The 26,112-nt window shown below is 44.6% G+C and carries 19 protein-coding genes; 12 read left to right on the forward strand and 7 right to left on the reverse strand.

What is annotated here, in order from left to right; all coding sequences use genetic code 11:
• Window positions 1-2 precede the first annotated feature (2 nt).
• Both VYJ22_RS03290 and VYJ22_RS03295 read left to right on the forward strand, forming a co-directional pair.
• Window positions 3-1,556, forward strand: coding sequence for a sulfatase (locus VYJ22_RS03290; protein WP_329905031.1), 1,554 nt, complete (start codon window positions 3-5; stop codon window positions 1,554-1,556).
• A 73-nt stretch (window positions 1,557-1,629) separates the two neighbouring features.
• Window positions 1,630-3,525 carry an LTA synthase family protein gene (locus tag VYJ22_RS03295; protein WP_329905032.1) on the forward strand — a complete coding sequence of 632 codons (1,896 nt, stop codon included), beginning with the start codon at window positions 1,630-1,632 and terminating at the stop codon, window positions 3,523-3,525.
• A 1,072-nt stretch (window positions 3,526-4,597) separates the two neighbouring features.
• On the opposite strand, the gene VYJ22_RS03300 is transcribed toward VYJ22_RS03295, so the two are convergent.
• On the reverse strand, window positions 4,598-7,024 hold the full coding sequence (locus tag VYJ22_RS03300) for a TonB-dependent receptor (protein WP_329905033.1): 2,427 nt from the start codon (window positions 7,022-7,024) through the stop codon (window positions 4,598-4,600).
• A gap of 368 nt (window positions 7,025-7,392) precedes the next feature.
• Here VYJ22_RS03300 and VYJ22_RS03305 point away from each other — a divergent pair, with 368 nt between their 5' ends.
• The 3 genes from VYJ22_RS03305 to VYJ22_RS03315 all read left to right on the forward strand — a co-directional run bounded on the left by VYJ22_RS03305 (window position 7,393) and on the right by VYJ22_RS03315 (window position 11,536).
• Complete coding sequence (locus VYJ22_RS03305; RefSeq protein WP_329905035.1) at window positions 7,393-7,521, forward strand: hypothetical protein; 129 nt, start codon at window positions 7,393-7,395, stop codon at window positions 7,519-7,521.
• Window positions 7,522-7,749: 228 nt separating this feature from the next.
• Entirely contained in the window at window positions 7,750-10,566 is a 2,817-nt protein-coding gene (gene leuS, locus VYJ22_RS03310; RefSeq protein WP_329905036.1) for a leucine--tRNA ligase, read from the forward strand.
• A gap of 40 nt (window positions 10,567-10,606) precedes the next feature.
• Window positions 10,607-11,536, forward strand: a complete 930-nt coding sequence (locus VYJ22_RS03315; RefSeq protein WP_329905038.1) for a YitT family protein — start codon at window positions 10,607-10,609, stop codon at window positions 11,534-11,536.
• Window positions 11,537-11,594: 58 nt separating this feature from the next.
• Here the strand turns inward: VYJ22_RS03315 and VYJ22_RS03320 are convergent, their stop codons facing one another.
• From VYJ22_RS03320 to VYJ22_RS03340, 5 genes are all read right to left on the reverse strand, one after another.
• Entirely contained in the window at window positions 11,595-12,776 is a 1,182-nt protein-coding gene (locus tag VYJ22_RS03320; protein WP_329905039.1) for a hypothetical protein, read from the reverse strand.
• 1 nt (window position 12,777) lies between these two features.
• Window positions 12,778-13,191: a hypothetical protein gene (locus tag VYJ22_RS03325; protein WP_329905041.1), complete on the reverse strand. Its 414-nt coding sequence runs from the start codon at window positions 13,189-13,191 to the stop codon at window positions 12,778-12,780.
• Window positions 13,178-13,723: an RNA polymerase sigma factor gene (locus tag VYJ22_RS03330; RefSeq protein ID WP_329905043.1), complete on the reverse strand. Its 546-nt coding sequence runs from the start codon at window positions 13,721-13,723 to the stop codon at window positions 13,178-13,180. The genes VYJ22_RS03325 and VYJ22_RS03330 overlap by 14 nt, the downstream gene beginning before the upstream one ends.
• Window positions 13,724-14,743: 1,020 nt before the next feature.
• On the reverse strand, window positions 14,744-15,742 hold the full coding sequence (locus VYJ22_RS03335) for a type I phosphomannose isomerase catalytic subunit (RefSeq protein ID WP_329905044.1): 999 nt from the start codon (window positions 15,740-15,742) through the stop codon (window positions 14,744-14,746).
• 30 nt (window positions 15,743-15,772) lie between these two features.
• Window positions 15,773-16,078: a hypothetical protein gene (locus tag VYJ22_RS03340; protein WP_329905045.1), complete on the reverse strand. Its 306-nt coding sequence runs from the start codon at window positions 16,076-16,078 to the stop codon at window positions 15,773-15,775.
• A gap of 117 nt (window positions 16,079-16,195) precedes the next feature.
• Here VYJ22_RS03340 and nfo point away from each other — a divergent pair, with 117 nt between their 5' ends.
• The 7 genes from nfo (at window position 16,196) to VYJ22_RS03375 (ending at window position 25,155) form a co-directional block, all read left to right on the forward strand.
• A complete protein-coding gene (gene nfo / locus VYJ22_RS03345; RefSeq protein WP_329905046.1) occupies window positions 16,196-17,056 on the forward strand; it encodes a deoxyribonuclease IV in 861 nt (286 codons plus the stop codon).
• Between the two features lie 220 nt (window positions 17,057-17,276).
• Window positions 17,277-18,032 carry a type III pantothenate kinase gene (locus VYJ22_RS03350; protein ID WP_329905048.1) on the forward strand — a complete coding sequence of 252 codons (756 nt, stop codon included), beginning with the start codon at window positions 17,277-17,279 and terminating at the stop codon, window positions 18,030-18,032.
• 13 nt (window positions 18,033-18,045) lie between these two features.
• Window positions 18,046-19,347, forward strand: coding sequence for a hypothetical protein (locus VYJ22_RS03355; protein ID WP_329905050.1), 1,302 nt, complete (start codon window positions 18,046-18,048; stop codon window positions 19,345-19,347).
• 47 nt (window positions 19,348-19,394) lie between these two features.
• Window positions 19,395-20,747 (forward strand): tetratricopeptide repeat protein, encoded by a 1,353-nt coding sequence (locus VYJ22_RS03360; RefSeq protein ID WP_329905052.1) that lies wholly within the window; start codon window positions 19,395-19,397, stop codon window positions 20,745-20,747.
• A 43-nt stretch (window positions 20,748-20,790) separates the two neighbouring features.
• Window positions 20,791-21,660 carry an LPS export ABC transporter periplasmic protein LptC gene (lptC, locus tag VYJ22_RS03365; RefSeq protein ID WP_329905053.1) on the forward strand — a complete coding sequence of 290 codons (870 nt, stop codon included), beginning with the start codon at window positions 20,791-20,793 and terminating at the stop codon, window positions 21,658-21,660.
• A 5-nt stretch (window positions 21,661-21,665) separates the two neighbouring features.
• Window positions 21,666-22,916: a hemolysin family protein gene (locus VYJ22_RS03370; protein WP_329905054.1), complete on the forward strand. Its 1,251-nt coding sequence runs from the start codon at window positions 21,666-21,668 to the stop codon at window positions 22,914-22,916.
• A gap of 94 nt (window positions 22,917-23,010) precedes the next feature.
• The gene (locus tag VYJ22_RS03375; protein WP_329905055.1) at window positions 23,011-25,155 is read left to right on the forward strand and encodes a peptidylprolyl isomerase; all 2,145 of its coding nucleotides are present in this window, start codon (window positions 23,011-23,013) and stop codon (window positions 25,153-25,155) included.
• A 706-nt stretch (window positions 25,156-25,861) separates the two neighbouring features.
• Here the strand turns inward: VYJ22_RS03375 and VYJ22_RS03380 are convergent.
• Window positions 25,862-25,996 (reverse strand): hypothetical protein, encoded by a 135-nt coding sequence (locus VYJ22_RS03380; protein ID WP_329905056.1) that lies wholly within the window; start codon window positions 25,994-25,996, stop codon window positions 25,862-25,864.
• Window positions 25,997-26,112: the final 116 nt, after the last annotated feature.

Raw genomic sequence — 26,112 nt, forward strand, 5'->3', positions numbered from 1 at the left:
GTATGAAAAAGGAGAGTGTTGTTATTGCCGTTGCTTTATTGCCATTTGGTGCATCGTCATCAGTAGCTCAAAATAAAGTCCCCAAAGATAACCGACCCAATATTATTTTGTTCTTGGTCGATGACATGGGGTGGCAGGATACTTCTCTCCCCTTTTGGACCCGTAGCACGGATCTCAACAAGCGTTATCACACACCCGCTATGGAGCGTTTGGCTTCCCGGGGGATGATGTTTACTCAGGCATATGCTTCCAGCATAAGCTCCCCGTCACGTGTCAGTCTGCTTACTGGGATGAATGCTGCACGGCATCGTGTTACCAATTGGACTTTAGAGAAAGACAAGCCTACCGATAGGCATAGCGATGTCCTCAGATTTCCCGAGTGGAACTACAACGGCATATGTCAGGTCTCCGGTATTAGTCATACATATGATGTGACTTCCCTCTCGCAGTTGCTCAAGGATAGCGGATATCATACCATCCACTGTGGCAAGGCTCACTGGGGAGCTATCAATACTCCTGGTGAAAATCCTCATCATTTCGGATTTGAAGTCAATATTGCAGGACATGCAGCCGGTGGACTGGCGAGTTATTTGGGAGAGGACAATTTCGGCAATCGTACAGATGGTAAACTATCTCCGCTGAATGCTGTGCCGGGGCTAAAAGATTACTGGGGCAAAAACGTATTTGTCACAGAGGCTCTTACCATCGAAGCCAAGAAAGCTCTAGACAAAGCTAAGGTTTTGGGACAGCCCTTTTTCCTTTACATGGCTCACTATGCAGTGCATGTGCCGTTTGACAAGGATATGCGTTTTTATGACAAATATCGCAAGCAGGGGCTTTCTGAGCATGAAGCTGCATATGCTGCTCTGGTAGAAGGAATGGATAAAAGCTTGGGCGATTTACTCGATTGGCTGGATCAGAACATGATGGCAGATAATACTGTGGTTATATTCATGTCCGACAATGGGGGGCTATCCTCCGAGTCTGAGTGGCGCGATAATCCCCTCCATACCCAGAACCATCCGCTCAATAGTGGTAAAGGCTCTGCCTATGAGGGAGGTGTGCGCGAGCCTATGATAGTGAAGTGGCCGGGGCATGTAAGACCTGCTACTCGGTGCAGTACGTATCTACTTATCGAGGACTTTTTCCCCACAATTTTGGATATTGCTCAGGTAAAAGACAGGAAAACCAAACAGAAGATTGATGGTGTAAGTTTTATGCCCAGGCTTATGGGGAAAGCTCCTTTCAATGCCGATTTACAGCGAAGCTTAGTCTGGAATTGCCCCAATCTATGGGGCAATGACGGCCCGGGTATAGGCCCCACATGTACAATAAGGAAAGGCAATTGGAAGTTAATTTACTATTATGACACGGGTAAGAAGGAGCTATTCGACATCCCCGCTGATATAGGAGAGAAGAAGGATCTCTCACTACAAAATCCGTCGATTGTAAAACGTTTGTCTGAAGAGCTGAGCAGTTATCTTCGTCGGGTAGGGGCACAACGCCCTTCGTTCAAGGCGATCAATAAACCATGCCCATGGCCGGATGAAGTCTGATCTCACGATACAATTATTGCACCCTACGCTTCTTGGTTTCGCAGGGTATAACTATGAATAAAGATTATAACTGATGAATACTACATTTTGGATGCGTGTAAAACGTTTGTGCAGCACCAAGGCGGGATACCTACTGGGCGTGTTCCTGATCTTCATGCTTTTTTTCTGCTTACAGCATGTTATTTTTATTTCATATTATCACTCCTATTGGCATGGAGCTTCGGCGGCAGAGTTGTTTTCTGTCTTTATTTATGGGCGAAAACTCGACTATGTCATAGCGGCCTATCTTTTGGCTATTCCTTTTGTCGGTGTGCTGATGCTGTATTTTGTACCTGCACGTTATGTGCAGACCTTTCTCAAATATTATTATTGCCTTATCAGTGCCGTACTGGCTCTCATCTTTACTGTGGATCTGGGGTTGTACGGCTATTGGAATTTCAGACTCGATACTACACCGCTCTTCTATCTGCGACAGCCCAAGGAGGCGCTCGGCAGTGCTACGCTTCCGATGATCTTGGGGGCAATTGTTGCTTTTGCGCTATTTACCTACGCCCTAGCCAAGGCACTCGTGGTTTGGAATAAGCGATTTATCCCTGAGGGCAGAGTCCATGGCCACGGCTGGCGCGCTCTCAAGTATTCACCTGCGTATTTATTGCTTGGGGGAGTAATTTTTGTGATGATGCGTGGCGGGGTATCCGTGGCTACGGCCAATGTGGGGATGGTCTATCACTGTAATAATCAGTTTATCAATCACGCTTCCATCAATCCTGTATTTAGTCTGATGTACTCGCTGAACCAGCAAAGTGATATTGCCAAGAATTACCAGTATTTCAAGGACGAAGAGCGTGCCGCCATATATCGAGAGCTTGTGGATCAAGCACGTGCCGACACGGATCCCCACCTCACGGAGCATGTACTCAGCACCGACAGACCCAATATTATATTGGTGATCATGGAGAGTTTTTCGGGTAATGCGGTTGGCTGTTTACATGGCCCCGACTCCATAACACCCCATCTCGATAAGTTGGCTGGGGAGTCATTGCTATTCTCGCAAAGTGTAGCCAACAGCTTCCGTACCGATCGCGGTGTGGTATCCATACTTAGTGGCTATCCTGCCCAACCTACGACCTCTATCATGAAGTATCCCGACAAATGTGCCACATTACCTTCTATTGCCGGGACATTGTCGCATTATGGTTATGATACCCATATGCTTTATGGGGGAGACATCAACTTTACCAATACCCGTGGATACCTCGCTGCCACCGGCTATAAGCACATTACCGACTATGCTTCATTTGGAGCCAAATACAAGCTGTCGAAATGGGGAGTACCTGATGAGGTGACCTTCGACTATCTTGCTAAAGAGTACAAACAGCTTTGTCAGGCTAAAGCTCCGGTGTTTTATACATTTCTTACCCTGTCGAGCCATGAACCTTTTGAGGTTCCCATACAACGATCTGCCCATCCTTTTCTCAACTCCGTGGCTTATACTGATAGCTGCGTGGGGCAGTTTATCCAAACGCTGAAGCAGGATACCGCTTGCTGGGACAATACGCTTGTTATCTTTGTAGCGGATCACGGATTCCCCTATCCTGAAAATGAAGCAACGCCGGACAATCCGTCGAAGTACCGCATCTTGCATCTTTGGGCAGGAGGTGCACTCAACAGGAAAGAGCGCAATGAAGTCCTGTGCAACCAAACGGATATTGCCGCCACACTACTGGCACAGATGAATATCAGCCATGCTGATTTCGGCTTTTCCCGAAATGTACTCTCGTCACAGGTAAAACCATTTGCATTCTTTTCCTCTCCCAACCTCTTTGGTTTTACTGATAGTACAGGCGTGACTACCTGGGACTGCGACAGCAGGACCATGATGTACAACAAAGGTGAGGGTGCTGATCTACGCATCCGCAAAGGCAAAGCATATCTCCAAACCCTTATGGAGGATATGCAGAAAAGGTAGCGGCTGTCCTGAAGACAATCATCAAAAAAGTACACTCCCGTATAGGGCTTTTCGTAAAAGAGGGGAAGCTATATACGGGAGCGGTGTTTTTTGACATTTTGTCAAAATTATATCATACCGTATAGGCATAGAGCCGTAATGTATAAGATTAGTTCACAGATTTCTAAATAAATTGAAATGCGGGTTGATTGCAATGAAAAAAAGACTTTCTTAGTTATGAAACGTAGCTTATTTGTACAAAGTCTAAATAAGAAATAACTTTTGGTGGAGTAAAATCAGCAGAAAAAGAGGGCAAAATAAACTGTAGGGGCATAATAGCCTTTCCCAATAATTATCTGAAGAATATAGGCCCTTTATATTATATTTATTTATAGTAGAGTACGGATTTGCTATTATTATGTTAGGGCGTGCTATCCTATTATGATGAGTGCACCGACCTTATATGATAGGTCTGTTGACTCAGTATGATAAGTCTTACGTCCGTCTATGATAGGTCAGCCGACTTTATACATGAGTCGGATCACCTATTATGATGTTTTGGAGGAGTATGTGTTGAGGGTATGAGAGGAGAGAGCCTATGCGTAGAGGCTTTGTGAGTGAGGTTGAACCCTTATATGGTCTTTGGATTAGAGATATTTGAGGGGAAAGGTATGAAATGCGGATGGGGTGACTGAGAGCTGGGAAGAAAGATGTAACAGGCATATTCATAGTCGAATAAGCTATAGTTTGTATTTGTCGGCAAAGCATCAGGTCTCTTGATCTTCATATGTCGCTATTGGTATGAATAAGTCTTGATTAGCATTTAATCGGTGTAAGAAGGTGTTTGCATAGAACACCTTCGATCGTTTACAAAGATACAATATCAGATACCCCTTTGTCAATAGCCTATATGGGTGTCGTGATTTGCTTGCCGGGGGGCATGTAATATTTCTTCAGACTATACAAAAATGAGTTTTATACCCCATGTGTGGTGCAAAGTGTAAGTTGAGCCTATCCCTCATGGTATGATAAAAAACGGGCTGCTCACAGCCGGAGCAGCCCGATCTTAAAAAGACCTAAATCATAGAAAAAGTTATAAAGAAAGCCTTACACCCAGTCCGATGTTGATACCGGGCAAGGGTGCGAGGTATTTGAGTATCGAGTTTTGCGGACGAGCTTCTTGGTTGAGCAAGTTGGTGCCATAGATGTAATACTCAGATTTGAGCGAAGCTATATGGCTCAAATAAGCTACTCTGGCTCCAAGGAGGCTGTAAGCCGGCATGGGATGCTCCTCTCCAAGATTTTTGCCCAGGCGGGTCTGTTTCATGTAGTGATCCAATGTGACATCGGCTGTAAACTTCTTGGAAGTGAAGTTGAGCCCGAAACCCACACGGCTTGTAGGCATGTTGGGCATGTAATCTCCGTCGAAATGTCTGCGCACGGTATCTGCCGAGGTATTTTTGTTCTTTACAATATCATAGTAAGAACTGAAATTCCATTCACCCAGATGCCTTGTCGAGAGTTTGTAAGCAAGTTTCATTTCCAATCCGTCGATATCCGTATTGGCCGCACGCCACTCTTTTACCGGGAACGACCCGTGATCCACACCTGTGTGTCCGAGGTAGAGATAGTTGTTGAAGTGTGTCTTATAATAGTTTACGGAGAAAAACAGGTTCTCATAGGAGAATGCTGCTCCAAGCTCAAAGCTATTGGACATCTCTTTGTTGAGCCTATCATCACCATTTTCTTCAATAGCAATGGCGAAGTGATCGTTGCCCGCATACAGTTCATTGACTTCAGGAGCTCTTTCAGAGTGATTGAAAGAAGCGCTCAGGGTAATCATCTTCAGTAGATTTATCTCTAATGATGAGTTGAATTGATTGAGGTTGTAATGTCTGTCCGATAAGGTACCTCCGGAGAGCCCACGGCTTCTCTTGTAAGTATCATCTTTGTAAGCACTGCGGTTGGCACGCTCGTGACGGTATCCTACTTTGAAGTCAAGCATCTTGTACTTCAGGTTTTGTGTGATGTAGGCTCCCACCTCATTGCTCTTGTTGTTGGGTAAGTAACGCAGTCTTCCTGCACCGTTCATTTTGCGGAAGTTGTAATCAAAACCGAATGAACCTGTATAAAAGTCAGTACCTATCTGGTCGAATGCAAGACGCCCGGCTTGCTGGTAGGTCTTGAACTGGTTTACGCCTATATCACTCAAAAGTTCGGTATCGCGGGAATACTGCCCTGACACGTCCATTTTCACAGCTTTGATAAAAGGCATGGAAGGACGCCACTCACCATCGAGCATAACGTTGTGTGAGCGATTTCTGACATTGACGGGCATATAGGGCGAAAAGTTTGCTACGGCATGTGAGTGATTGCCATGAGGCACCGAGCTAAAGGTAGCCCAGCGTGCATAGACCGGTACGCCGTAGTAAGCAAAATTGCCTTGATAGGCAGCACCCAGGCGGAAGTTATCGCCCAGATATGATACGCCCATATTGATGGCTTTGGCGTTGGAGTGGCTATTGGTAATCTCTCCTTTTTTTACGGGACCATAGTCATTGATCTCTCTTACTTCATCCTTGTACATATCCTTTTTGATGTCCTGGCCCGGAACATATAAATCGTTTTTGGGATTGGGCATCTGCTTGAATTTCTTAGGATCATAGTAAGTGGGTTTGAACGTGTATTTGTCATTCTCACTCAGATCATAATCGGGGTCATTGAGATGATCTAATGCAAATTGGTTGAGGTATGGGAAAATGGTCTTGTTCAGAACATGCTCTGACTTTACATTTACTTGACATAGGGACTGGAGTATGGGGTCGAATCCCACTTCTTTTTTGTCATAGCACAAGCTGTATTTAGAATTGCCGGGTATTCTTACTTTATGATTGTTGGAGTTCATAGCCCCAAAAGATATTGCCCAGTGCTTGCCATCGTTCCATCTGAGGTTGACCGCTTGTTTGAAGCCACTATTGGTCGATCCCTCAAGATTGATCATGGCATTGAGCCTTTTATCGTCCAATTTGTCAGGTAAGGCACTGGTATGGATATTTACGGCTCCACCTATGGCTCTACCGCCGAAAAGCACCGCTGCCGAGTTTTTGTATACCTCCAAGCTCTCGATGTTGTCCTGATTGGCATTGATGTTTAGCGTGGGGCTAATGCCGGAAAGATCGCTCATCCCCAGTCCGTTGTATAGAACCTTCACTCTATTGCTACCCAAGCTGCGTATCATGGGAGTTCCTGCATTGGGTCCGTAAGACGTGTTTTGTATGCCGGGTATTCTGCTCAGCGTAGCACCAAGCGTGTTGGAGCGTATCAGCTTGAGTTCTCCCGCATTGATTAATGCGTAGTCAGGCTTCTGTGTAACCTTTTTTGCTGAGACAACAACTTGCCCCAGTTGGTGATTGTATAGTGAGTCTATCGGTGTCTCTGTTTTAGCCTTTTTTTGTGCCCATCCTGTTTGTACAGACATACAGATGCCTATCAGGACGATATATAACTTTTTATTGTACATTTTTTTTTTGATTACTTAGATATCGATTTCTTTCATCTTGGATTACCCGGGAGTACACTCACGTGTACACTGCTATGATACTGCCATAAGCCGACAAACACCTCGGGATATCAAAATATCGCCACGGTGCGGCTCTATGGCTGAGCATAGAGTAACAGGTCTTAATGATAATTATACCGGGACGGAAGATGGTGGAGAACGTAGAAAGCGGTATTGTAGTTTAGCTGTTACTAACTCTCCATACGTAAGCGATACGTAGCAAATGAGCAGAGTAAGTAAATAGGGTAATACGGCTTTTTCTACGGAGATAAAGGGTGATAGCGTAAAATCGCAGACAGGGCAGCCGAGATGGCTCATATGCACGCACAATGCCCCGCCACAGACTTCCTTGTCCATTGTCGGCATATGATCTTTTCCGTGAGAGTGAAAAGACTTTGTCAACAAAAAGAATAGGAGTAATGGCAGAAGAATCGATGAAGCAACGCTCTCTCTACTAACCTTTATTCTCACGCTTTAACAAATTGAAGTGCAAATATACAAATTTAGCCCTCAACATATATCTTATTACCATCTATAGACCAATAGATAAAATCAAATTACCTATATATGGGTATGTATTATGAGGCAATAAGTTGTAGGGAAATGATATTTTCAACACAACTTTTGTCCATGGGGTGAATAGTGATTACCTTTGTCCCTTAAAATAAATGCATATATAAGTTCTTATGGATTACAAATACCAAGAGATCGAATCTCGCTGGCAACAATATTGGCGGGATCATCATACTTATCGTGTTACCGAAAATAAGGCAAAACAGTCCTTCTATGTATTGGATATGTTTCCATATCCATCAGGTGCGGGGTTGCACGTAGGACATCCGCTGGGATACATAGCATCGGATATATTTTCACGTTTCAAAAGGCTGCAAGGTTTCAATGTTTTGCATCCGATGGGATATGATGCTTTTGGGCTTCCTGCCGAACAGTATGCCATACAAACGGGTCAACACCCCGAGATCACTACACTGCAAAATATAGCTCGCTACCGTGAGCAACTCGACAGAATAGGCTTTTCGTACGACTGGGAGCGTGAGATCACGACAAGCGACCCTGAGTATTACAAATGGACACAGTGGACTTTCCTCAAACTATTTGCATCGTACTACGACAATAAAGAGCGCAAGGCGCTGCCTCTGGAGTGTCTCGAAGCACACTTGGAGGCGCATGGTACCGAAGGGCTCGACGTAGCTCAAAATCAAGAACTCAGCTTCACAGCAGAGCAGTGGCATAATATGTCTGAAACGGAAAAACTGGATACGCTGATGAATTACCGACTGGCTTATCTGGGCGATACGATGGTCAACTGGTGCCCTGCGCTGGGTACGGTACTTGCCAATGACGAGGTGAGTGAGGGCCTCAGTGTACGTGGCGGTCACCCCGTGGAGCAGCGCAAGATGCGTCAGTGGTGCCTACGTGTATCGGCGTACGCTTCTCGCTTGCTCGACAATTTGGATTCGCTGGATTGGACAGAATCTCTCAAAGAGACACAGCGCAACTGGATAGGACGTTCGGAAGGTGCAGAGATGCAATTTAAAATACTTGCCGATGAAACATCGGGCGAAGGTCAAACCAAAGGAGAATTTACCATCTTTACCACTCGTGCAGACACAGTGTTCGGCGTAACGTTTATGGTGCTTGCCCCCGAAAGTGAATATGTGCCATTGGTCACAACGCCTGATATGAAAGAGGCAGTGGATGAGTACCTCCTCGCTACCAAACGCAAGACGGAGCGTGAGCGTATTGCAGACCGCAGAGTATCGGGCGTGTTTTCAGGGTCGTATGCTCTCAACCCACTTACAGGTAAGCGTATCCCTATTTGGATCAGTGACTACGTACTGGCGGGTTACGGTACCGGTGCCATCATGGCGGTACCTGCACATGATACGAGAGACTTTGCTTTTGCACGGCATTTCGATTTGCCCATCGTGCAGGTAGTAGTTCCGGAAGGAGAAGAAGCCTCTGACCCTCACACCTGGGACGATGCCAAAGACAGTAAAAGCGGTACGATGATCAACTCGGGATTCCTGACCGGGCTAAATGTAAAGGATGCAATAGCTAAAACCAAAGAGTACATCAAGGAAAAAAGCATCGGGCGGGTGAAAGTAAACTATCGCTTGCGTGATGCCATCTTTAGTCGCCAAAGATATTGGGGTGAGCCATTCCCCATCTATTACAAACCCAATGGTGAGCCCTATGCTCTCGCCGAAGACAAACTCCCGCTGGTACTTCCTGAGGTGGATAAGTTCCTTCCAACGGAAACAGGAGAGCCTCCTCTGGGTAGAGCCGACAACTGGTGTACTGCCGAGGGGTATCCCTATGAACTGAGCACGATGCCTGGCTTTGCAGGTAGCTCGGCGTATTATCTGCGTTACATGGACCCGCACAATGCGGAGGCACTCGTGGGCAAAGATAAAAATGAATATTGGCGACATGTAGACTTGTACATAGGCGGTACCGAGCATGCTACGGGTCACCTGATATATAGTCGCTTCTGGAATAAGTTTCTGTACGACCTCGGTGTGATCTGTGAGGACGAGCCTTTCCGTAAACTGGTCAATCAGGGTATGATTCAAGGAAGATCCAATTTTGTATACCGCATCAAGGATACCAATACTTTCGTATCGCACGGGCTCAAAGAGCAATATGAGGTGACGCCTATTCACGTCGATGTCAACATTGTCACTAATGATCACCTTAACATTGAAGCCTTCAAGCTGTGGCGACCGGAGTTTCATGCAGCCGAGTTTATACTGGAAGACGGTAAATACGTCTGCGGTTGGGCTGTGGAGAAGATGAGTAAGTCTATGTTCAATGTGGTAAACCCTGATGTGATGATAGAGCAATACGGAGCTGATACACTACGCCTTTATGAAATGTTCCTCGGGCCGCTGGAACAGAGCAAGCCGTGGGATACCAATGGTATCGACGGGGTGCACCGCTTCCTCAAGAAACTCTGGGGACTCTTTTATGATGGCGACGGCATGCGTGTCGAGGATACTCCCGCTACCAAGGAAGAGCTCAAGGCTTTGCACAAACTGATCAAGAAGGTTACCTACGACATCTGTAACTTCTCGTTCAATACCGCTATCCCTGCCTTTATGATCTGTGTGAATGAGTATCAGTCGGCCAAGACCAAGAGTTTGGAGGTGTTGCGTCCGCTACTCATATTGCTCTCGCCTTTTGCCCCTCACATTGCAGAGGAGCTATGGCATGCATCGGCTCCCGCAGGCTGTGATCCCGGCTCTATTGTAGATGCAGAGTGGCCCGTGTGCAACGAAGCCTACCTTGTGGAAGACTCTGTGAATTACCCCGTAAGCTTCAATGGCAAAGTGCGCTTTACGCTGCAACTCCCTGCGACTATGAGCAAGGATGAGGTGGAGCATGCTGCACTCACAGCACCCGAAGCTGCTAAGTGGCTTGATGGCAAATCACCCAAGAAAGTAATCGTTGTACCTAAGAAAATTGTTAATATTGTATTATAATCCTCTTTCCTAAGTTTACCAAAGTTCAAACAGGACATATATGACAACAACAAAGGAGTTAAACAAAAAACAAATTCGCTATTTCTTTAGAGACTTTGTTACCATCTTTATCGGATGTGCATTGTATGTATTTGGCTGGGCAGGCTTCATCTTGTCACAGCGTATTACTACCGGAGGGCTTGCCGGTATCTCTACGATTTTTACCATCATTACCGGTATCGATGCGTCTATCCCTTACAACAGTATCAACATCCTCCTGCTGATCATAGCATTGGTATTCTTGGATAAACGATTTTTCTTCAAAACACTTATTGGCATCGGTATACTTACGCTCATAGTGCCTATAGGAACACATATCTTTGCCGATCCGTCTAATCCTCATCCGCTACTGGCCTCACAGCCTGCCATGGCACTGGTGATTGGTTCTATCTTCTGCGGTTTGGGACTGGGTATTGTGTTCTCTGCCAACGGTAGTACGGGAGGCACCGACGTGATAGTGGCTTTGGTAAATAAATACAAGAATTTAAGTCTCGGCAGGGTGATGATGATGGTAGACGGACTCATCGTGTCGTTCTCTTACTTTGCCAACGTTTACTTTGCCAAGAATCCGTTGCCTTCGGCTCAGGCCATCGATTTGCTGGTATACTCTGTGGTGGAGGTTATATTAGTATCAGCCACGCTCGACTGGTATATCAACAGTAACAAGCAGTCGGTACAATTCTTTATATTCAGCCTCAAATATCAGGAGATCAATGATGCCATTACCAAGAGGCTGCATCGCGGGTGTACTATACTCGATGCTCATGGCGGATTCTCAGGCCAGCCGGGCAAGGTATTGTTGGTGGTAGCTCGTAAGAGGCAGATGGTACCCGTATACCGCATCATTCAGGAGATCGATCCTACAGCTTTTGTTTCTGAAGGTTCAGTACGAGGCGTGTACGGAGAGGGCTTCGAGAAGATGAAGAATTAGTAACTCAACGATGATATTGTGAATAAGGCGGAGGTAAATATTACTTCCGCCTTATTTATTATCGAGCAGTATGATGTTTGTATTTCCTTTTTCTGAGTAAATACAATCCTATTACCAATACCACCAATGTGATTATAGAGATCACGTAATTGATGCTTACAGCGGTGGCTTTTATCTCATATCCTCCCTGTAACATCCTGTCGGCACTAAGTATCCATTGCAATGTATCACCGCTGCACATGGGAGCATTGGTACTTCTGATGCGTCCCGGCATGAGCAACTTATAGTTCAGAGCAAAGGAGTTGTACTTAAAGTAAGCTTTGTTGAGAAACTCTTCATCAAACTTGCTCATGCAAGCATCATCACCTTCCCAGTATTTATTGAAAGCTGACGTTTTGAAATACTCGTTCAGGATATCCTTCATATTGAAGTTCTCATAGTCATCTATGGCATTGCCAAATATTTTTTGCTTGGATCTCATTATCTGCTCTATGGTCGGCTCCGTGGCTGTTGTGCGTCTGTAGCAACTGCTCAGTCGTGTCATGGCTTCGTCCCAATAGTTCTCCGCCAACCATTTGTAATACTTGTCGGACAACCCTTTGAGCATATCGGCTGATTCTATACCATTCATCCCCGCCGTGAGCGCAGGTAATCCGGTGAGCATAAAGTCCCGCTCGTCCGGTGTGAGATATTTGTCGATGGGTATTTTGAGATCCGAACGTATCTGAGGGTAAGTCTCTCGATATTCGTACAGTGTATAGAACCAGCGAAATCGTTTGTGAAGCTCATAGGTCACGTGCAAGTCGCTCCATGGAATATCCTTTTTGTATGCAAACTCTTGATTGAGTTGCTCGGCATTTCTGAATGTACGGCTCAGGCATATAAGCTCTTTGGAGTTGGGTTTGTTTGCGGTCGAAGCGAGTGGATCATTTTCTACGCTTGTGCCTTTGCTTGCTGTATCTCTGGCTGGCTTGTTCTTTCTCCCCTTTGTATTATCGAGAGAGGTTGCACTGTCGAGTGAAACCGTTTTAATACTCCATTGCTTATCCGTGACTACAGGGAAGAGGTTTCTGAGCGTGCTATCATCTTGTTTCGCTTTTCGTACGTCTTTTGTGAGATATATGCTTTTGGTGATACAGCCGCTACGGTGTACCGTGGTGAGCATCTCTGTACTGTTGCGGCAGGCTGTCATGCTCATGAGTATAGCTATGACACCTATGATGTGTTTCGATGTCTTCATTTCAATCTGTTATTAGGAGGTATTTGTCAGATTTCTTCATTTGGTTTCGCATCTTAGATATTTCTTCTATGTCTGTCGGCATCTTCAGTCCGGGGGCTTTGCCGTTGCAGTTGTCATGCAGTCTCTCGTTTCTGTACATCGCTGTATCACGGAGTGTGCTTTGTGGCATTTTTTCATGAAGAAAAATATTGGACACCACAGCAATGAGTAACATAGCTACGCAAGCCGCTGCTGCATAAAAAACAGAATGCGAGTGCCGATATGCTGTATCAACGGCCGGAACAGTCTTATTTTGCACCACGGTGAGGATGCGGTGCTTGAGTTCTTCCGCATTGCTATCCATCGGGGGGATGCGCTTGTCGGCTTCTATCAGTTTGCGCAGGTAGATGTGAGTGTGTTTATTATTCTTTCCCATCGATTCCCATTTTTTTGAGTTGCTTTATCATAGATTTTTTGGCCCAGTAGCGATTACTTTTGACTTGCAGGTAGGATAAGTGAGTGATGCCACACACTTCGGCTATCGACAATTCTTCCAATTCGCACAGCGTAAAAACCAGCTTTTGCTTAGGACTCAACGTTGCTGTGGCTACCTTGAGGCAGTGATCAATATCCTTACGTTCGAGGTTTCGCTCCGCTTGCTCCGTATCCCGTATTTGCACTGCTGTGTCTTCGAGGGGGCAATACCTTTTTCTCTGCTTCAGTGCATCGAGACACAAGTGACTGCATATGGCATACACCCATGTGATGAATGGCTTGTCGGCGTCATACTTATCAATATGCATCCATATGCGCACCATACACTCCTGCACCACGTCTTGAGCTTCGTCGTGGTCGTGTAGCATCCTATGAGCAAAAGCATAGAGCTTGGGCTGTAAGCACGTTACAATGTCGGCGAAAGTATCGTGCCTGCGATAATCCTTGAAGGTCTGAGCCAGCGTGTCACACATGTAGCAAGTTGTTTGTATCCTTTATCTGTTCATTATACGTAGTAAACAATCAAAAGTAAAATTCTCTTTTCATTTTTTTTCTTTGGCTCTGTCGTTGTGATGTGAGATGCTCATAGGCTGTAGTGCTTATCCTGTTTGTTGCGATTGTTTGTTTTACGTTTTTTAACGTAGGGGTATTGACAAAGGGGATGCTCAGGGCGTATATTTGCACAGAGAGTTTTTCTATACTTATATCACGCGCTTTTTATTTATTCTTTATTCAAACTTATATTATCATGATGTTCGTAGATCCAAACAATAGCTTTGCCCCGGTGGCATCCCTGCTTTCTTCCTATACAATAAATATACACCGAGCTCTGTGCGCCTGTGAGAAGACCAAGTTGTGTGGCACTCGCAGCTATGATGTTGTACTGTATACACTCCGCATATTTTTTTCGGGCAATCATTGTGTTTGTGGGCAGGGGTGCATTACGTGATGAAGAGTGGCTCTGGAAAGTAATTAATCCCGCTATAATCAAATCCCGCTATCACTTGGCGGTGCTAAGACGATTGCCAAAGCATTTTTTGCTTTGGCAATCGTTTTTTTTGTGGATGCGGATAGTGATATTGCCACTGTGTCTTAACTAAAACACAAAAACAGTTTAGTTAAAACACTTCCGTGTTTTAGTTAAGATACGAAGTTATTACAGTTAAAATGTTTTGGTGTTTTAACTAAAGTAGAGTTGTGTTTTAGTTGAAATAGCTGTTGGTTGCAGAGTCTATTCCTCTTTGGTGCTTGTAAATAATATATTGACTATACCAGAGGTTCGCTTGAAAGAAAGCTTGGTATATCACCATGATTAATACATATTATTATGAAATACTACGTTGTCATACAGATGTTTGAGTAAAGGAATTAAGCCGTGTGTGTTAAATATCTCCAAAAACAAAGGGCTGTATTTGCCAAAGCGTTAAATAATAAAAAGAGCAGGTGCTTGTAGAGATGCACCTGCTCAGAATGATTATAAAAGACGAGTGGTCTTAATTTGTGGCAGTGGGGATGAATGTCTCCAACAACTTAGCCGAGCCGAGAGGAGTGATGGATACGTTCTCCGTGATCGCCGGGATGAGGATACTGTGCCCTTGTTTGATGAGGATGCTGTGTCCCTCATTGTCCTTGATCTCAGCCTCACCCTCCATACAGATGTAGATCACAAAGCTATCGAGCTTGCTGAAGTCACGTGCAAGTGGCGTTGTGAGATCAAGCAGGTTGGTCTCGAAGTATTTACACTCTACCAGCTCCACGGGGACATTGGGGCGTGGAGTATAAGAGGTGCGGTAGTCTTGCTCTACGTGATAGTCTATGGCGTCTTTGGCCAGCTCGGTGTGTAGCTCACGGGTGTTGCCACCAGCATCCTTGCGGTTGTAGTCATAGATGCGGTAGGTGACATTGGAAGTCTGCTGTATCTCGGCAATGAAGCATCCTGCTCCTATAGCATGTACGCGACCGGCCGGGAGGAAAAATACATCGCCAGCCTCAACGGGGTACTCGGCCAAGGCATCCATGATGGTATTCTCCTCGATTCGCTTGACATAGTCTTCGGGAGAGGACTGCACGGCGAAGCCCGAAAACAACTTAGCATCCGGAGCGGCTTTGATTACATACCACATCTCAGTTTTGCCGAAAGAGTTGTGGCGTTGTTTTGCCAGCTCATCATTGGGGTGTACTTGTATGGAAAGGTTGTCGCGGGCATCTATAAATTTGATAAGCAAGGGGAACTTGTCGCCAAAGCGAGCTCTTACGCTTTTTCCCACAAGGTCGTCGCCGTAGATCTTGATAAGCTCGTCCAGATTCTTGCCTTCGAGCTCACCATTGTCTACTACGGAGTAGTTGTCATCCACATGTGAGATCTCCCAGCTTTCGCCTATAGTGTCTTGGTTGGGTTCCATCCCTTTGAAAGGTCTGATATCTTGTCCGCCCCAGATGATGGTTTTGAGTAGGGGCTTGAAAGTCAGAGGATATAAATTTTGCTTATTCATCGTTGAATGATTGTGATGAGTTGAGTTTTATTATTTTTTAGTTTTTGTATCATCAGAGTTCGGCGAATCGTCGCTCTCGGCGTCACCTTCCCGAGGAGGCTCCATAGTGTCATATCGGTTGGAGTAGCGGGCTTTCTTGTCGAGCACAAAGCCTAGAAACACAAGGCATAGTACTGAAATCCCCAGGATGATAAGGTAGTTGATGAGCCTATCTGCTCCGTCCGGGGCATACCGCTGGTGGGGATAACCTATCACAGCCATGACAACCAGATAAATGCTGAGTAATAACATGGTTGTGCGTACACGTCTCTTTCTGCTGAAATAGTTCTTGTTCATGCTTCGAAGTTACTAAAAACACTTCAAACGGGTAAACTTGTCACCTCATGAAATGAACGGAATATGGGAGAAAGTGTTTAACTTTATATATCGAACAAATAAAAAACAATCAATCAGATGTCTAATAAATCACATAAATATGTAGGTGCTCATGTGAGTGCTTCCGGTGGAGTGGAGAATGCCCCTGTGAATGCTCATAATATAGGTGCAAAGGCTTTTGCCCTTTTTACAAAGAACCAACGCCAGTGGGTGGCAGCACCGCTGAGCGACCGCAGTATAGGGCTCTTCAAGGATAGGTGTGCAGAGTACGGCTATGCCCCCGAGCATATACTCCCGCACGACAGCTATCTCATCAATCTGGGTAACCCTGACAATGAGGGTTTGGAGAAGAGCCGTGCCGCGTTTCTGGACGAGATGAAGCGCTGTGAGCAGTTGGGTCTGAAGTATCTCAACTTCCACCCGGGCAGCCACCTCAAGAAGATATCGGAAGAGAGGTGCATGGATATCATAGCAGAGTCTGTAAATATGGCTCTTGGCGAGACCAAAGATGTGGTGGCAGTAATAGAAAACACGGCAGGCCAAGGCTCCAATATGGGGTATAGGTTTGAACACCTTGCATACATCATTGATCGTATCGAGGACAAGAGCCGTGTGGGAGTTTGTCTCGATACTGCACATACATTGGCTTCGGGGTATGAGATACGTACTGCTGAGGCGTATGCAGAGACATTTGCGCGATTCGACAGTATCGTGGGCTACGGTTACCTCAAAGGCATACACCTCAATGACTCTAAAAAGGAACTGGCTACACGGGTCGATCGCCACGACTCGGTAGGCAAGGGAGTGATGGGTATGGAGCTCTTCAAGTTGATCATGGATGATCCCCATCTTGATTTTATCCCTATTATTTTGGAGACTCCTGATGAAAGTCTGTGGGCTCACGAGATAGAAACACTATATTCTTTACAGACTCTATAATAAGTATAATATAAACTGCGTTTTTCTCATTAGAGAAGAAATATCCGCAAAAGCGTGCGGAAGCTCGTCGATATCTCATTGTATAGAGGTGTATCTTACAGGGAGCGGGAGTGTGATGTAACTTACGGAAAAGGAATTCTTTGATGATAAATTATAGAACTTTCGTAAAAAAAGCGTTCCTTTGTAGTTCAAATATTAAGCAGAAGAACGCTTTTGATAGGTGAACTTAGTTATAGACCAAGGTAACTCTATCTGCAAAGTGGCTATATATGAAGGGGACATCATGGTTTGCAACTATGCTTTTCCCCGCCTTTCGCTCATGGATGCCAAAGATATTATCTTGGAATATCCTGATCTGAAACGTGCTATATATAGTTCAGTAGGGGGAGTTGATAAATATTTAATCAGGCTGCTGAAAGATTATATCCCTTTCACCATTGCCGTAGATAAGGATACTCCGATGCCCATTAGAGTGAATTACGACCGATCTACTCTCGGTAGTGACCGGTTGGCTGTGGCTGTGGCTGCATTTGAATTGACAGGAGGCGGAAGAGAGATTTTTGTGATAGACTCCGGTACTGCCATTACTTATGAAAGAGTTTCGGCAGACGGCGTTTATTTGGGTGGAAACATTTCGCCGGGGTTTCAAACACGGTTCAAGGCTCTGCACCATTTTACCAGCCGTTTGCCCCTGGTAGAGTACTCCGATGTAGCAGAGGGTTACTCGCCGTTTGGCAGTAATACTCGAGAGGCTATCGAAAGCGGAGTGACACGCGGACTGGTATATGAGATCGACGGCTACATCGATGATCTCAGGATGACTCACCCTGATTTGGTGGTGTATCTTACGGGAGGAGACTCGCAGTACTTTGAATGTAAAATAAAGAATGATATCACGGTAGTCAAAGATTTGGTACTACTGGGACTAAATAGAATACTTGAGTATAATTATAATCATGCACAGGAAAACAACTAAAAACAGCTCATCGGTGAGCAGAAACATATCTGTTGCTATAATAGCTGTGGCTGTGAGTATGGCGGGGCTGTTACAAGCCAAAGCGCAAAACAACAGCACAGAGTCGCCTTATACCCGCTTCGGATACGGACGTCTTGGAGACCGCGCCGTCAATGCCGCCAGAGGTATGGGGGGGATAGGTATAGGCGTACGGGATGGTATGGTCACAAACCCGATGAACCCTGCTTCTTACTCTGCAGTGGATTCGCTCACATTCATCTTCGATGTGGCTGCATCTTTCGGATTCGGCTGGTATAGCGAGGGTGGTAAGGATACCAATAGAAAGTTGGGCAACTTCGAATACGCTACCATGTTATTTCCTGTTTCCAAGCATGTAGGCATCAGTGCCGGTATCATGCCGTTTTCCTACGCAGGTTATCAATTCGGTAGCCTGGAGAAATTGCCAGGGGGAGAGAAGGAGAGCTATACACGCTTGTACTCCGGTAACGGTAATATCAATGACCTGTACCTGGGCGTGGGTGCTAGTCTGTTCAAAGGATTTTCACTGGGTGTGAACGCCTCATTCCTTTTCGGTAATATATCGCACGACCGCAAAGTGCTGTATTCTACGCCTGCTCCGCTCAACCCTATCTTCAACGATGAACTGAGAATAAAAGGCTTCAAGATGGATGTGGGTGCGCAGTACTCCATGGTCATGGGGGAGAAAGAAGATCGTAAACTCACAATCGGTGCTACATATTCACCTTCGTTCAATCTTAATTCAAGATTAGTCAACATTACTACTTTTGTCAACTCTTCGTCTACCGGAGGTCGTATCACAGTTGTGGAGAATGATACCATTAAGTCAAGCAATATGTACAACTTACCACATTCCTTTGGATTGGGCGCGAGCTATTCTATAGAGAATAAACTATTGTTGGGAGCTGACGTCCAATATAGTAGATGGAAAGAGGTGAAGTTTGCCCCGGGCAAGCAAAATGTTTTCCAAGACAGACTCAAGGTAGCTATGGGTGCAGAGATTATACCCGATCATAATGATAGGTCACTTTTCAAACAGACTCGTTATAGATTTGGTGTCAACGCTGAGAATTCATATCTTAAAGTTCCCGTAGGGAATGATTTTAAAGGTTATTATAAGGTAGGAGCCTCCGTTGGTTTGGGTATTCCTATCGTAGACAGAAGGTCAATGCTCAACCTCACTGTGTCGTACGATAGACTGATCCCGCCTAAAAATGCCATCGTGGAGCGGTGTCTGATGTTTACGTTGGGACTTACCTTCAATGAAAGCTGGTTTAGGAAAATCACAGTTGATTAACGAGATAAACACAGAAATTTAAAAACAGTAACATAACACTCACAACAATGAAACTGAAGAATTTATTTTTAGGTGCAGCATTAGCTCTAATGACTTCATCGGTATTTGCTCAGACCGGTGTGCAGACAGGTACTCCTTTTGGTTCAGGCCAAGACAGTATTCGTTGTCGTCAGAATACGAGCTTGTTTAGTTCTAACGCAAAAAACGAGAACTATGCAGATGCTTACAAGTATTGGCTAGAGGTTTATAAGGAATGCCCGGGATCTACCAAGAATGTTTACTTCTATGGTGCTAAGATTTTGAACTGGAGACTCGAACAAGAGAAAGATGCCGGAAAACGCAAAGCCTTATTGGACTCTTTGATGGGACTTTATGACAATCGCGTAAAATATTTTGGAGATGATCCTAAGTATGACAAAGACTGGATCACTTCGTCCAAAGTCGGTGATTATATTCGTATTATGGGTGAGAATGCCGATTACAATAAAGTGTATACTTGGCTCAAACCTATTGTAGACGAAAAGAAAGACCACACAAGCGCAGCTACGCTTTCTTACTATACCTATGCATCATTGATGCGCGCTATCGCTGATAGTACTCAGCACTCACAGTATATCAAAGACTACAACTTGGCTGCTAAGTCTATGGAAACGCAAATCAATGCTTGTACAGACTCTACTGAGAAATCACAGCTGGAAGCTTTGAAGACTCCGATGGATGAGCTTTTTGCCAGAAGTGGCTTGGCTGACTGCGATATGTTGCAGAAAATGTATGCCGATGAACTTGAAGCTCATAAATCTGACGCTAAATACCTCAAGACGATGCTGGCTCTTTTCCAGATGTCGGAGTGTGATGCTCCTATTTACTTCCAAGCTAGTAAGTATCTTTTCGCTCTTGAACCATCAGCGGAAGCCGCTATCGGTTTGGCTCGTGAGGCTATGAACGGTAAGCGTTACACCGAGGCTATGGATTACCTGCAAAAGGCTGTGGGTCTCTCCAAAGAAGCTAAGCAGAGAGCCAATGTGTACTATACTATGGGTGTGATCTCAATGAACCAACGTAGCTATGGTGCAGCACGTGCACATTTCCAGAAAGCGCTTGCAGAGAACCCCAACATGGGTATGGCTTATGTCAATATAGCTTTGATGTATGCTTCTTCTGCTGATAGTATCTTCCCCGGTGACCCTGTAAAACAACGCTGCGTATATTACTTGGTTATCGACAAGCTTAACAAAGCTCGTAGTGTAGATCCTAGCGTTGCTCCCAAAGCAAGCGGACTCATCGCAAAGTATAGCCGTTATTTGCCTTCTGCTTCCGATGTGTTTATGCACCCGGATCTCAGTAAAGGTAAGACTTTGACTATTGGCGGCTGGATCGGCGAATCTACTGTAATAAGATAAACCTCATTTTTTGTAAGCACAATAAATAGTTTGATTATTATCAATGGATAACGAATCTGTACCCCGTACAGAAATAGATAACAAATGTGATAGCTCTGACCGCATCAAAAAGGATGTGGTCAGAGCATATCATTTCTGTTTAAATCCTAATTATCTAAGAGTTGGGGGCATATTAGCCTTGTTTATTTTGATTCTTTGGGCACAATTCGGTTGCTCTCAAAAGAAACCTGGCTTAGCCAATCACGGAATTAAGCTCGACACTATGTATATGATGAAAACGGAGAATGTCAACGTTCTGTTGTCAGACTCAGGCGTCATCAAATATCGTATGATTACTAAGGAGTGGCGTATTTATGATAACCCCACCAACAAAAAGTGGTATTTCCCCAGAGGCGTGTATGTCGAGAATATTGACACGCTCAAGCGTATGAAAGCCAAAATATCAGCCGATACAGCATACTACAAGCTTGATGATAAGTTGTGGGAGCTTATCGGTCACGTACACATGAAAGCACTCAACGGTACCCAGCTCTATTCACCTCATTTGTTTTGGGATGAGGCCAACCGCCGTATCTATTCCAATGATAGTGTATACTTTACAACAGGGGACAAAGTCTCTCGCGGCACGTCTTTCCAGGCTCGCGATGATCTCAGCCAATACTCTGTCTTCAACAATTCCGGTACATTGGATTTTGATGAGAATAAACTTGACTCTGTAGGACCACCTCCTCAGGGGATGCATCAAGACTCAACCTTCTCGGGCTCTGCTTCCCGACCTCACAATGCTCCCGTTCCCGATAGCATCAAGGCGAAGACACGCCCTGCACCCGCTGCCGGGCCGAGCGTGACTCCCCCTATTGGCAGCCATGCTGATAAGCAACCTGTACCCAAACCTTCAAAGCCTCTTAAGTAAGCCTTATGATATATCTTTATATCTTTCTGTCATTACTTTTATCGGCTTTCTTTTCCGGCATGGAGATAGCCTACTTATCGTCCGACAAGCTTCGCTATGAGTTGGATCGCAATAGAGGAGGGGTTACGGGGCGTATCTTAGGCGTATTTTACGCGCATCCCAATCATTACATTACCACACTGCTTGTTGGCAATAATATTGCCCTTGTAGTTTACGGTTTGCTTATGGCAAAGGTGATGGAAGATCCGCTTCGTTATTTTCTGCCCAATGACGGGTTGATACTTCTTGTGCAGTCGTTGCTCTCTACGATACTCATCCTTTTTGCCGGTGAATTTATTCCCAAAGTCACTTTTAAGCTCAACGCCAATAGAGTGATGATGATATTTGCCGTTCCCTTATTTCTGATGTATATCATCTTGTTTCCGTTTGCTTACTTCTGTACATTACTTTCGTCATTATTCCTTATTATCGTAGGGCAGAAATCCAAACCTAATCTATCGCCCGCTCTTTCTACTATAGACCTGGAGCACTATTTGAGCCATAGCATGACGGCCGAAGGCAGTGATGGCGAGCTCGATACAGAAGTAAAGATCATACAAAATGCCATAGAGTTTCCCTCTCTGCAGGTGCGCGATTGTATGATTCCGCGCAATGAGATGGTAGGAGTGGATCTCAATGCCGATCTGTCTATGTTGGAGTCGCGGTTTGTTTCCACAGGTTTGTCCAAAATTATTGTATACAAGGATAATATCGACGACGTTGTAGGCTACATTCACTCGAGTGAGATGTTCAAGGGTGAAGACTGGCAGAAGCGCATTGTGCCTGCCGTATTTGTGCCCGAGAGCATGTATGCCAGCAAGCTGATGAAGCAGTTGATGCAAAAGAAACGCAGTATAGCCGTCGTTATTGACGAGCTTGGCGGTACAGCCGGTATGATTACATTGGAAGATGTGGTAGAGGAGATTTTTGGGGATATTGAGGACGAACATGACAAGAATAAATTAGTAGCCAAGAAGCTCGACGATAATGTCTTTATCTTCAGCGGACGCATGGAGATCGATGACATCAATGACCGCTTCGGCCTTGACCTGCCCGAAGATGAAGATTTCATGACCATTGCAGGCTTTATTCTCTATCATTATCAAAGCATACCCAATCCCGGAGAGATACTCAATATCGAGAATTATAGTTTTGAGATTTTGCGCTCCTCTTCCACCAAAATAGATCTGGTTAAAATGACAATAATCAGTGAATAAAGCAAATCTTTTGCCCAAAACAATTGGCAAGTCACGCAAGGTTTGTATCTTTGTAACCTTGAAAAACGAATATAAAATAAACTAAATATTATAAATGGCGACTTTACAGAAAATCAGGAACAACGCAGCGCTACTCATCACCGTGATAGCAATTGCGCTTTTCGCATTTATTATCGGGGACGGTCTCAGATCTGGGTCCACCTGGTTTAGACAGAGCAAAGAAGTAGTCTTGAATATCAATGGAGAGAAGATCTCAATACAAGACTATCAGGTTCGTTTGAAGGAAATGCAAGATATGACCGAAGGCAATGGTCAGAAAATGAGTGATGAACAGCGCACCATGCTGAATAACCAGCTGGCTCAGCAATATATCACGGAGTATGCTTTGAACAATATTACCGATAAGGTGGGTATCAAAGTAACTTCCGACGAGCTTTATGCGCTTATCAGAGGTGAAGGTGTTTCAGCCTCTCCTGTAGCACAGCAGTTCTTCAGCCAGTTTGGTATTGACACTCACGATGTTGCTGCAGTAAACAATTTTATTCGCCAGATGAGCGATTCGCAGATCAAATCTATGCCGGCTGATCAGCAGGGGTACGTCCGCAATATCCAGGCTCAATGGATCATTGCTCAGAAAGCTATCCTTACCAATCGCTTACAAGAAAAGCTCGGTACATTGGTTGCCCGTACTTATGCTATCAACAAGGTCGATGCTGAGCTCGAGAGCGGCATGCCTTCACGTGAAGTAGCTTTGGTGCGCACGTCTGCTTCTGCGATTGCCGACAATGCTGTGAAGGTCTCTGATGATGACATCAAGAAATACTACGAAAGTCACAAAGAGGCTTTTGTGATGGCCAATCCTGCAACTCAGGTTAGCTACATTAGCCTGCAAGTACAGCCCAGTGCTGCCGACTATAAAGTCGCAGAAGAGGCTAAAAACAAAGCTTATCAAGAACTTTCTTCCGACGCAAATGTAGAGAGCGTACTTCGCAACTACTCAGAGAAGTTTGTAAGCAATGCTTATATTACAGGAAAGGAACTGGATCAAATGGGACTTGGTGCTGCTAACATTGATTTTATCAAATCGGCATCTATCGGTCAAGTATCAACCCCTGAACTGATCAATGACAAATATTCGCTGATCAAGCTTGTCAATAAGAAAACAGGAGCAGAGACTATCAATATCAAGCTTATTGCACTTGACTCTATCAATGCAAAGAAAGCGGATAGCATTGCCAATGCTCTCAATGCCGGCGGCAACTTCGATGATGCTGTTGCTAAATATAGCATTGACCCCAATACCAAGCCTATGAAGGGACTTGTAACTTTCCCCAATCAGTTCGGACAGCCCGATAGCGCCGTTACTGAGCTTAGTGCATCTCAAATGCAGATCGACACTCTTTTCCATGTTCCTGCAGGCCAAGTGATCAAGTTGGAGCGTGGCAATGTGTCTATGCTTGTCAAGGCAGTAAACCCGGGAGCAGCTGTAGATAAATACAAGATTGCCTATGTAGGTATACCCGCCGAGTTTTCTGATGCTACTTACAATCAGAAATACGCTATCATGAACAAAATCCTTACTGAGGGTGGTTCATTCGATGATATGGCCAAGAAGGCACAGGCTGCCGGTCTCTCTGTGGTGCGCAACGAAATGGTATTCGTACAAAATCCCGGGTTAGGCAAGATACCCGATTCCCGTGAGATTGTGAGCTGGGCTCTGAAAGGAAAGAAAGGCGATATTACAGAGAAGCTTTACCGCTGTGGTACCGATCATCTCGTTATTGCCTCTATTGCTGATCAGCTCCCTGCCGGTTATTTCCCCTTGTCAATGGTCAAAGATAATATCAAGACTCAATTGATCGCAGAGAAAAAAGGTGAGCAGATGGTAAAACAGCTCGAGGCTAAGAAACTTACTTCTTTGGAAGCCTATGCCACAGACCTGGATACTAAGGTGGATACTTTGGTTGGTGTCAATTACATCGTAAGAGGATCTGAGGCTCCCGCCTTCAATGGTTATGCTATGACCACTCCGCTGCAAAAGCTTTCCAAGCCCTTTGTAGCCGGTACTGAAGTTATGGTAGTACAGCCTTTGAGTGAAACAGCTGTAGCTGACAAAGCCCTTCAACAGTCACAGATGATGCAACGCAGAGCCGATGTGTCACGTCAGATGACTTTCCGCGCTTTCAATTCACTTATCAAGAATACCAAGGTTGAAGATAACCGTGCTCGATTCTATTAGTAGATGAGTAATTATCAGAGGACGTGATGCCTTAGTCGTGTCCTATATTATATAGATTAGAAAAAGGTTGCTCCGTTGTTTCGGGGCAACCTTTTTCAATATTGTGAAGTTCCTCCATTTATATCTCGGCAATTATATTTTGCAGAGATTAGCTCATCATGATACCTCCAATATTCTGACAAAATGATATTATCCACACATGCAGGAATAAACGGATGTTTTTATGCAATCCGTTATATATTATATAACTAAATATTTTGTGTAAGGGCGATCAGGAGATAAAATTTGGCTTTACTTAGTTACGAGATTAGGCTTATTTGTACAAAGTCTAAATAAGAAAGAGATTATCGGGGTATAAAATCAGAAGAAAATTCGGACTAAATAAACAAGAGTTTCATATTAGTCTTTCCAAATAATTATCTGAATAATATAGCCCGTGATATTATATTTCTTTATGGTAGAGCCTGGATTTGCGATTATTATATCAGTGTGCGCTGTCCTATTATGATGAGTCAACAGACCTTATATGATAAGCCCGTTGACCTTGTATGATAAGTCTTTCGTCCGTCTATGATAGGTCTGCCGACCTTATACATGAATCGGACTACCTATTATGATGTTTTTGAGGATTATATGCCGAGGATGCGAAAGGGGAGGGCTATAAGTAAACGTTTGGGAAGTGGTGATCAATTCCGATATGTGCTGGTTATTGGATATATTGAGAGAGATGCGGAGTGAAATGCGCAATGATAGATTGTGAGTTATAAGGAACCCCGCATACTGCATATTCATTGAGAAATAGGCTGTAGTCTGTATGTTGTTGCAAGGTATTGTATCTCATAATCATCATATCCTTTATTATATAAAATTGCTTTTAATTCATATATAATTCCCCTCTCCATTCATTGGGTGAAGAAAGTTGTTTGTATTACTCACAAACATACAACATCACATAGC

The organism is Porphyromonas pogonae, from assembly GCF_036320655.1.
GTDB lineage: Bacteria > Bacteroidota > Bacteroidia > Bacteroidales > Porphyromonadaceae > Porphyromonas > Porphyromonas pogonae.

Excerpts from the sequence above, each read along its gene's own strand:
- VYJ22_RS03290 (WP_329905031.1), top strand. The coding sequence starts at position 3 with ATGAAAAAGGAGAGTGTTGTTATTGCCGTTGCTTTATTGCCATTTGGT.
- VYJ22_RS03295 (WP_329905032.1), top strand. The coding sequence starts at position 1,630 with ATGAATACTACATTTTGGATGCGTGTAAAACGTTTGTGCAGCACCAAG.
- VYJ22_RS03300 (WP_329905033.1), bottom strand. The coding sequence starts at position 7,024 with ATGTACAATAAAAAGTTATATATCGTCCTGATAGGCATCTGTATGTCT.
- VYJ22_RS03305 (WP_329905035.1), top strand. The coding sequence starts at position 7,393 with ATGCCCCGCCACAGACTTCCTTGTCCATTGTCGGCATATGATCTTTTC.
- leuS (WP_329905036.1), top strand. The coding sequence starts at position 7,750 with ATGGATTACAAATACCAAGAGATCGAATCTCGCTGGCAACAATATTGG.
- VYJ22_RS03315 (WP_329905038.1), top strand. The coding sequence starts at position 10,607 with ATGACAACAACAAAGGAGTTAAACAAAAAACAAATTCGCTATTTCTTT.
- VYJ22_RS03320 (WP_329905039.1), bottom strand. The coding sequence starts at position 12,776 with ATGAAGACATCGAAACACATCATAGGTGTCATAGCTATACTCATGAGC.
- VYJ22_RS03325 (WP_329905041.1), bottom strand. The coding sequence starts at position 13,191 with ATGGGAAAGAATAATAAACACACTCACATCTACCTGCGCAAACTGATA.
- VYJ22_RS03330 (WP_329905043.1), bottom strand. The coding sequence starts at position 13,723 with ATGTGTGACACGCTGGCTCAGACCTTCAAGGATTATCGCAGGCACGAT.
- VYJ22_RS03335 (WP_329905044.1), bottom strand. The coding sequence starts at position 15,742 with ATGAATAAGCAAAATTTATATCCTCTGACTTTCAAGCCCCTACTCAAA.
- VYJ22_RS03340 (WP_329905045.1), bottom strand. The coding sequence starts at position 16,078 with ATGAACAAGAACTATTTCAGCAGAAAGAGACGTGTACGCACAACCATG.
- nfo (WP_329905046.1), top strand. The coding sequence starts at position 16,196 with ATGTCTAATAAATCACATAAATATGTAGGTGCTCATGTGAGTGCTTCC.
- VYJ22_RS03360 (WP_329905052.1), top strand. The coding sequence starts at position 19,395 with ATGAAACTGAAGAATTTATTTTTAGGTGCAGCATTAGCTCTAATGACT.
- lptC (WP_329905053.1), top strand. The coding sequence starts at position 20,791 with ATGGATAACGAATCTGTACCCCGTACAGAAATAGATAACAAATGTGAT.
- VYJ22_RS03370 (WP_329905054.1), top strand. The coding sequence starts at position 21,666 with ATGATATATCTTTATATCTTTCTGTCATTACTTTTATCGGCTTTCTTT.
- VYJ22_RS03375 (WP_329905055.1), top strand. The coding sequence starts at position 23,011 with ATGGCGACTTTACAGAAAATCAGGAACAACGCAGCGCTACTCATCACC.
- VYJ22_RS03380 (WP_329905056.1), bottom strand. The coding sequence starts at position 25,996 with ATGAGATACAATACCTTGCAACAACATACAGACTACAGCCTATTTCTC.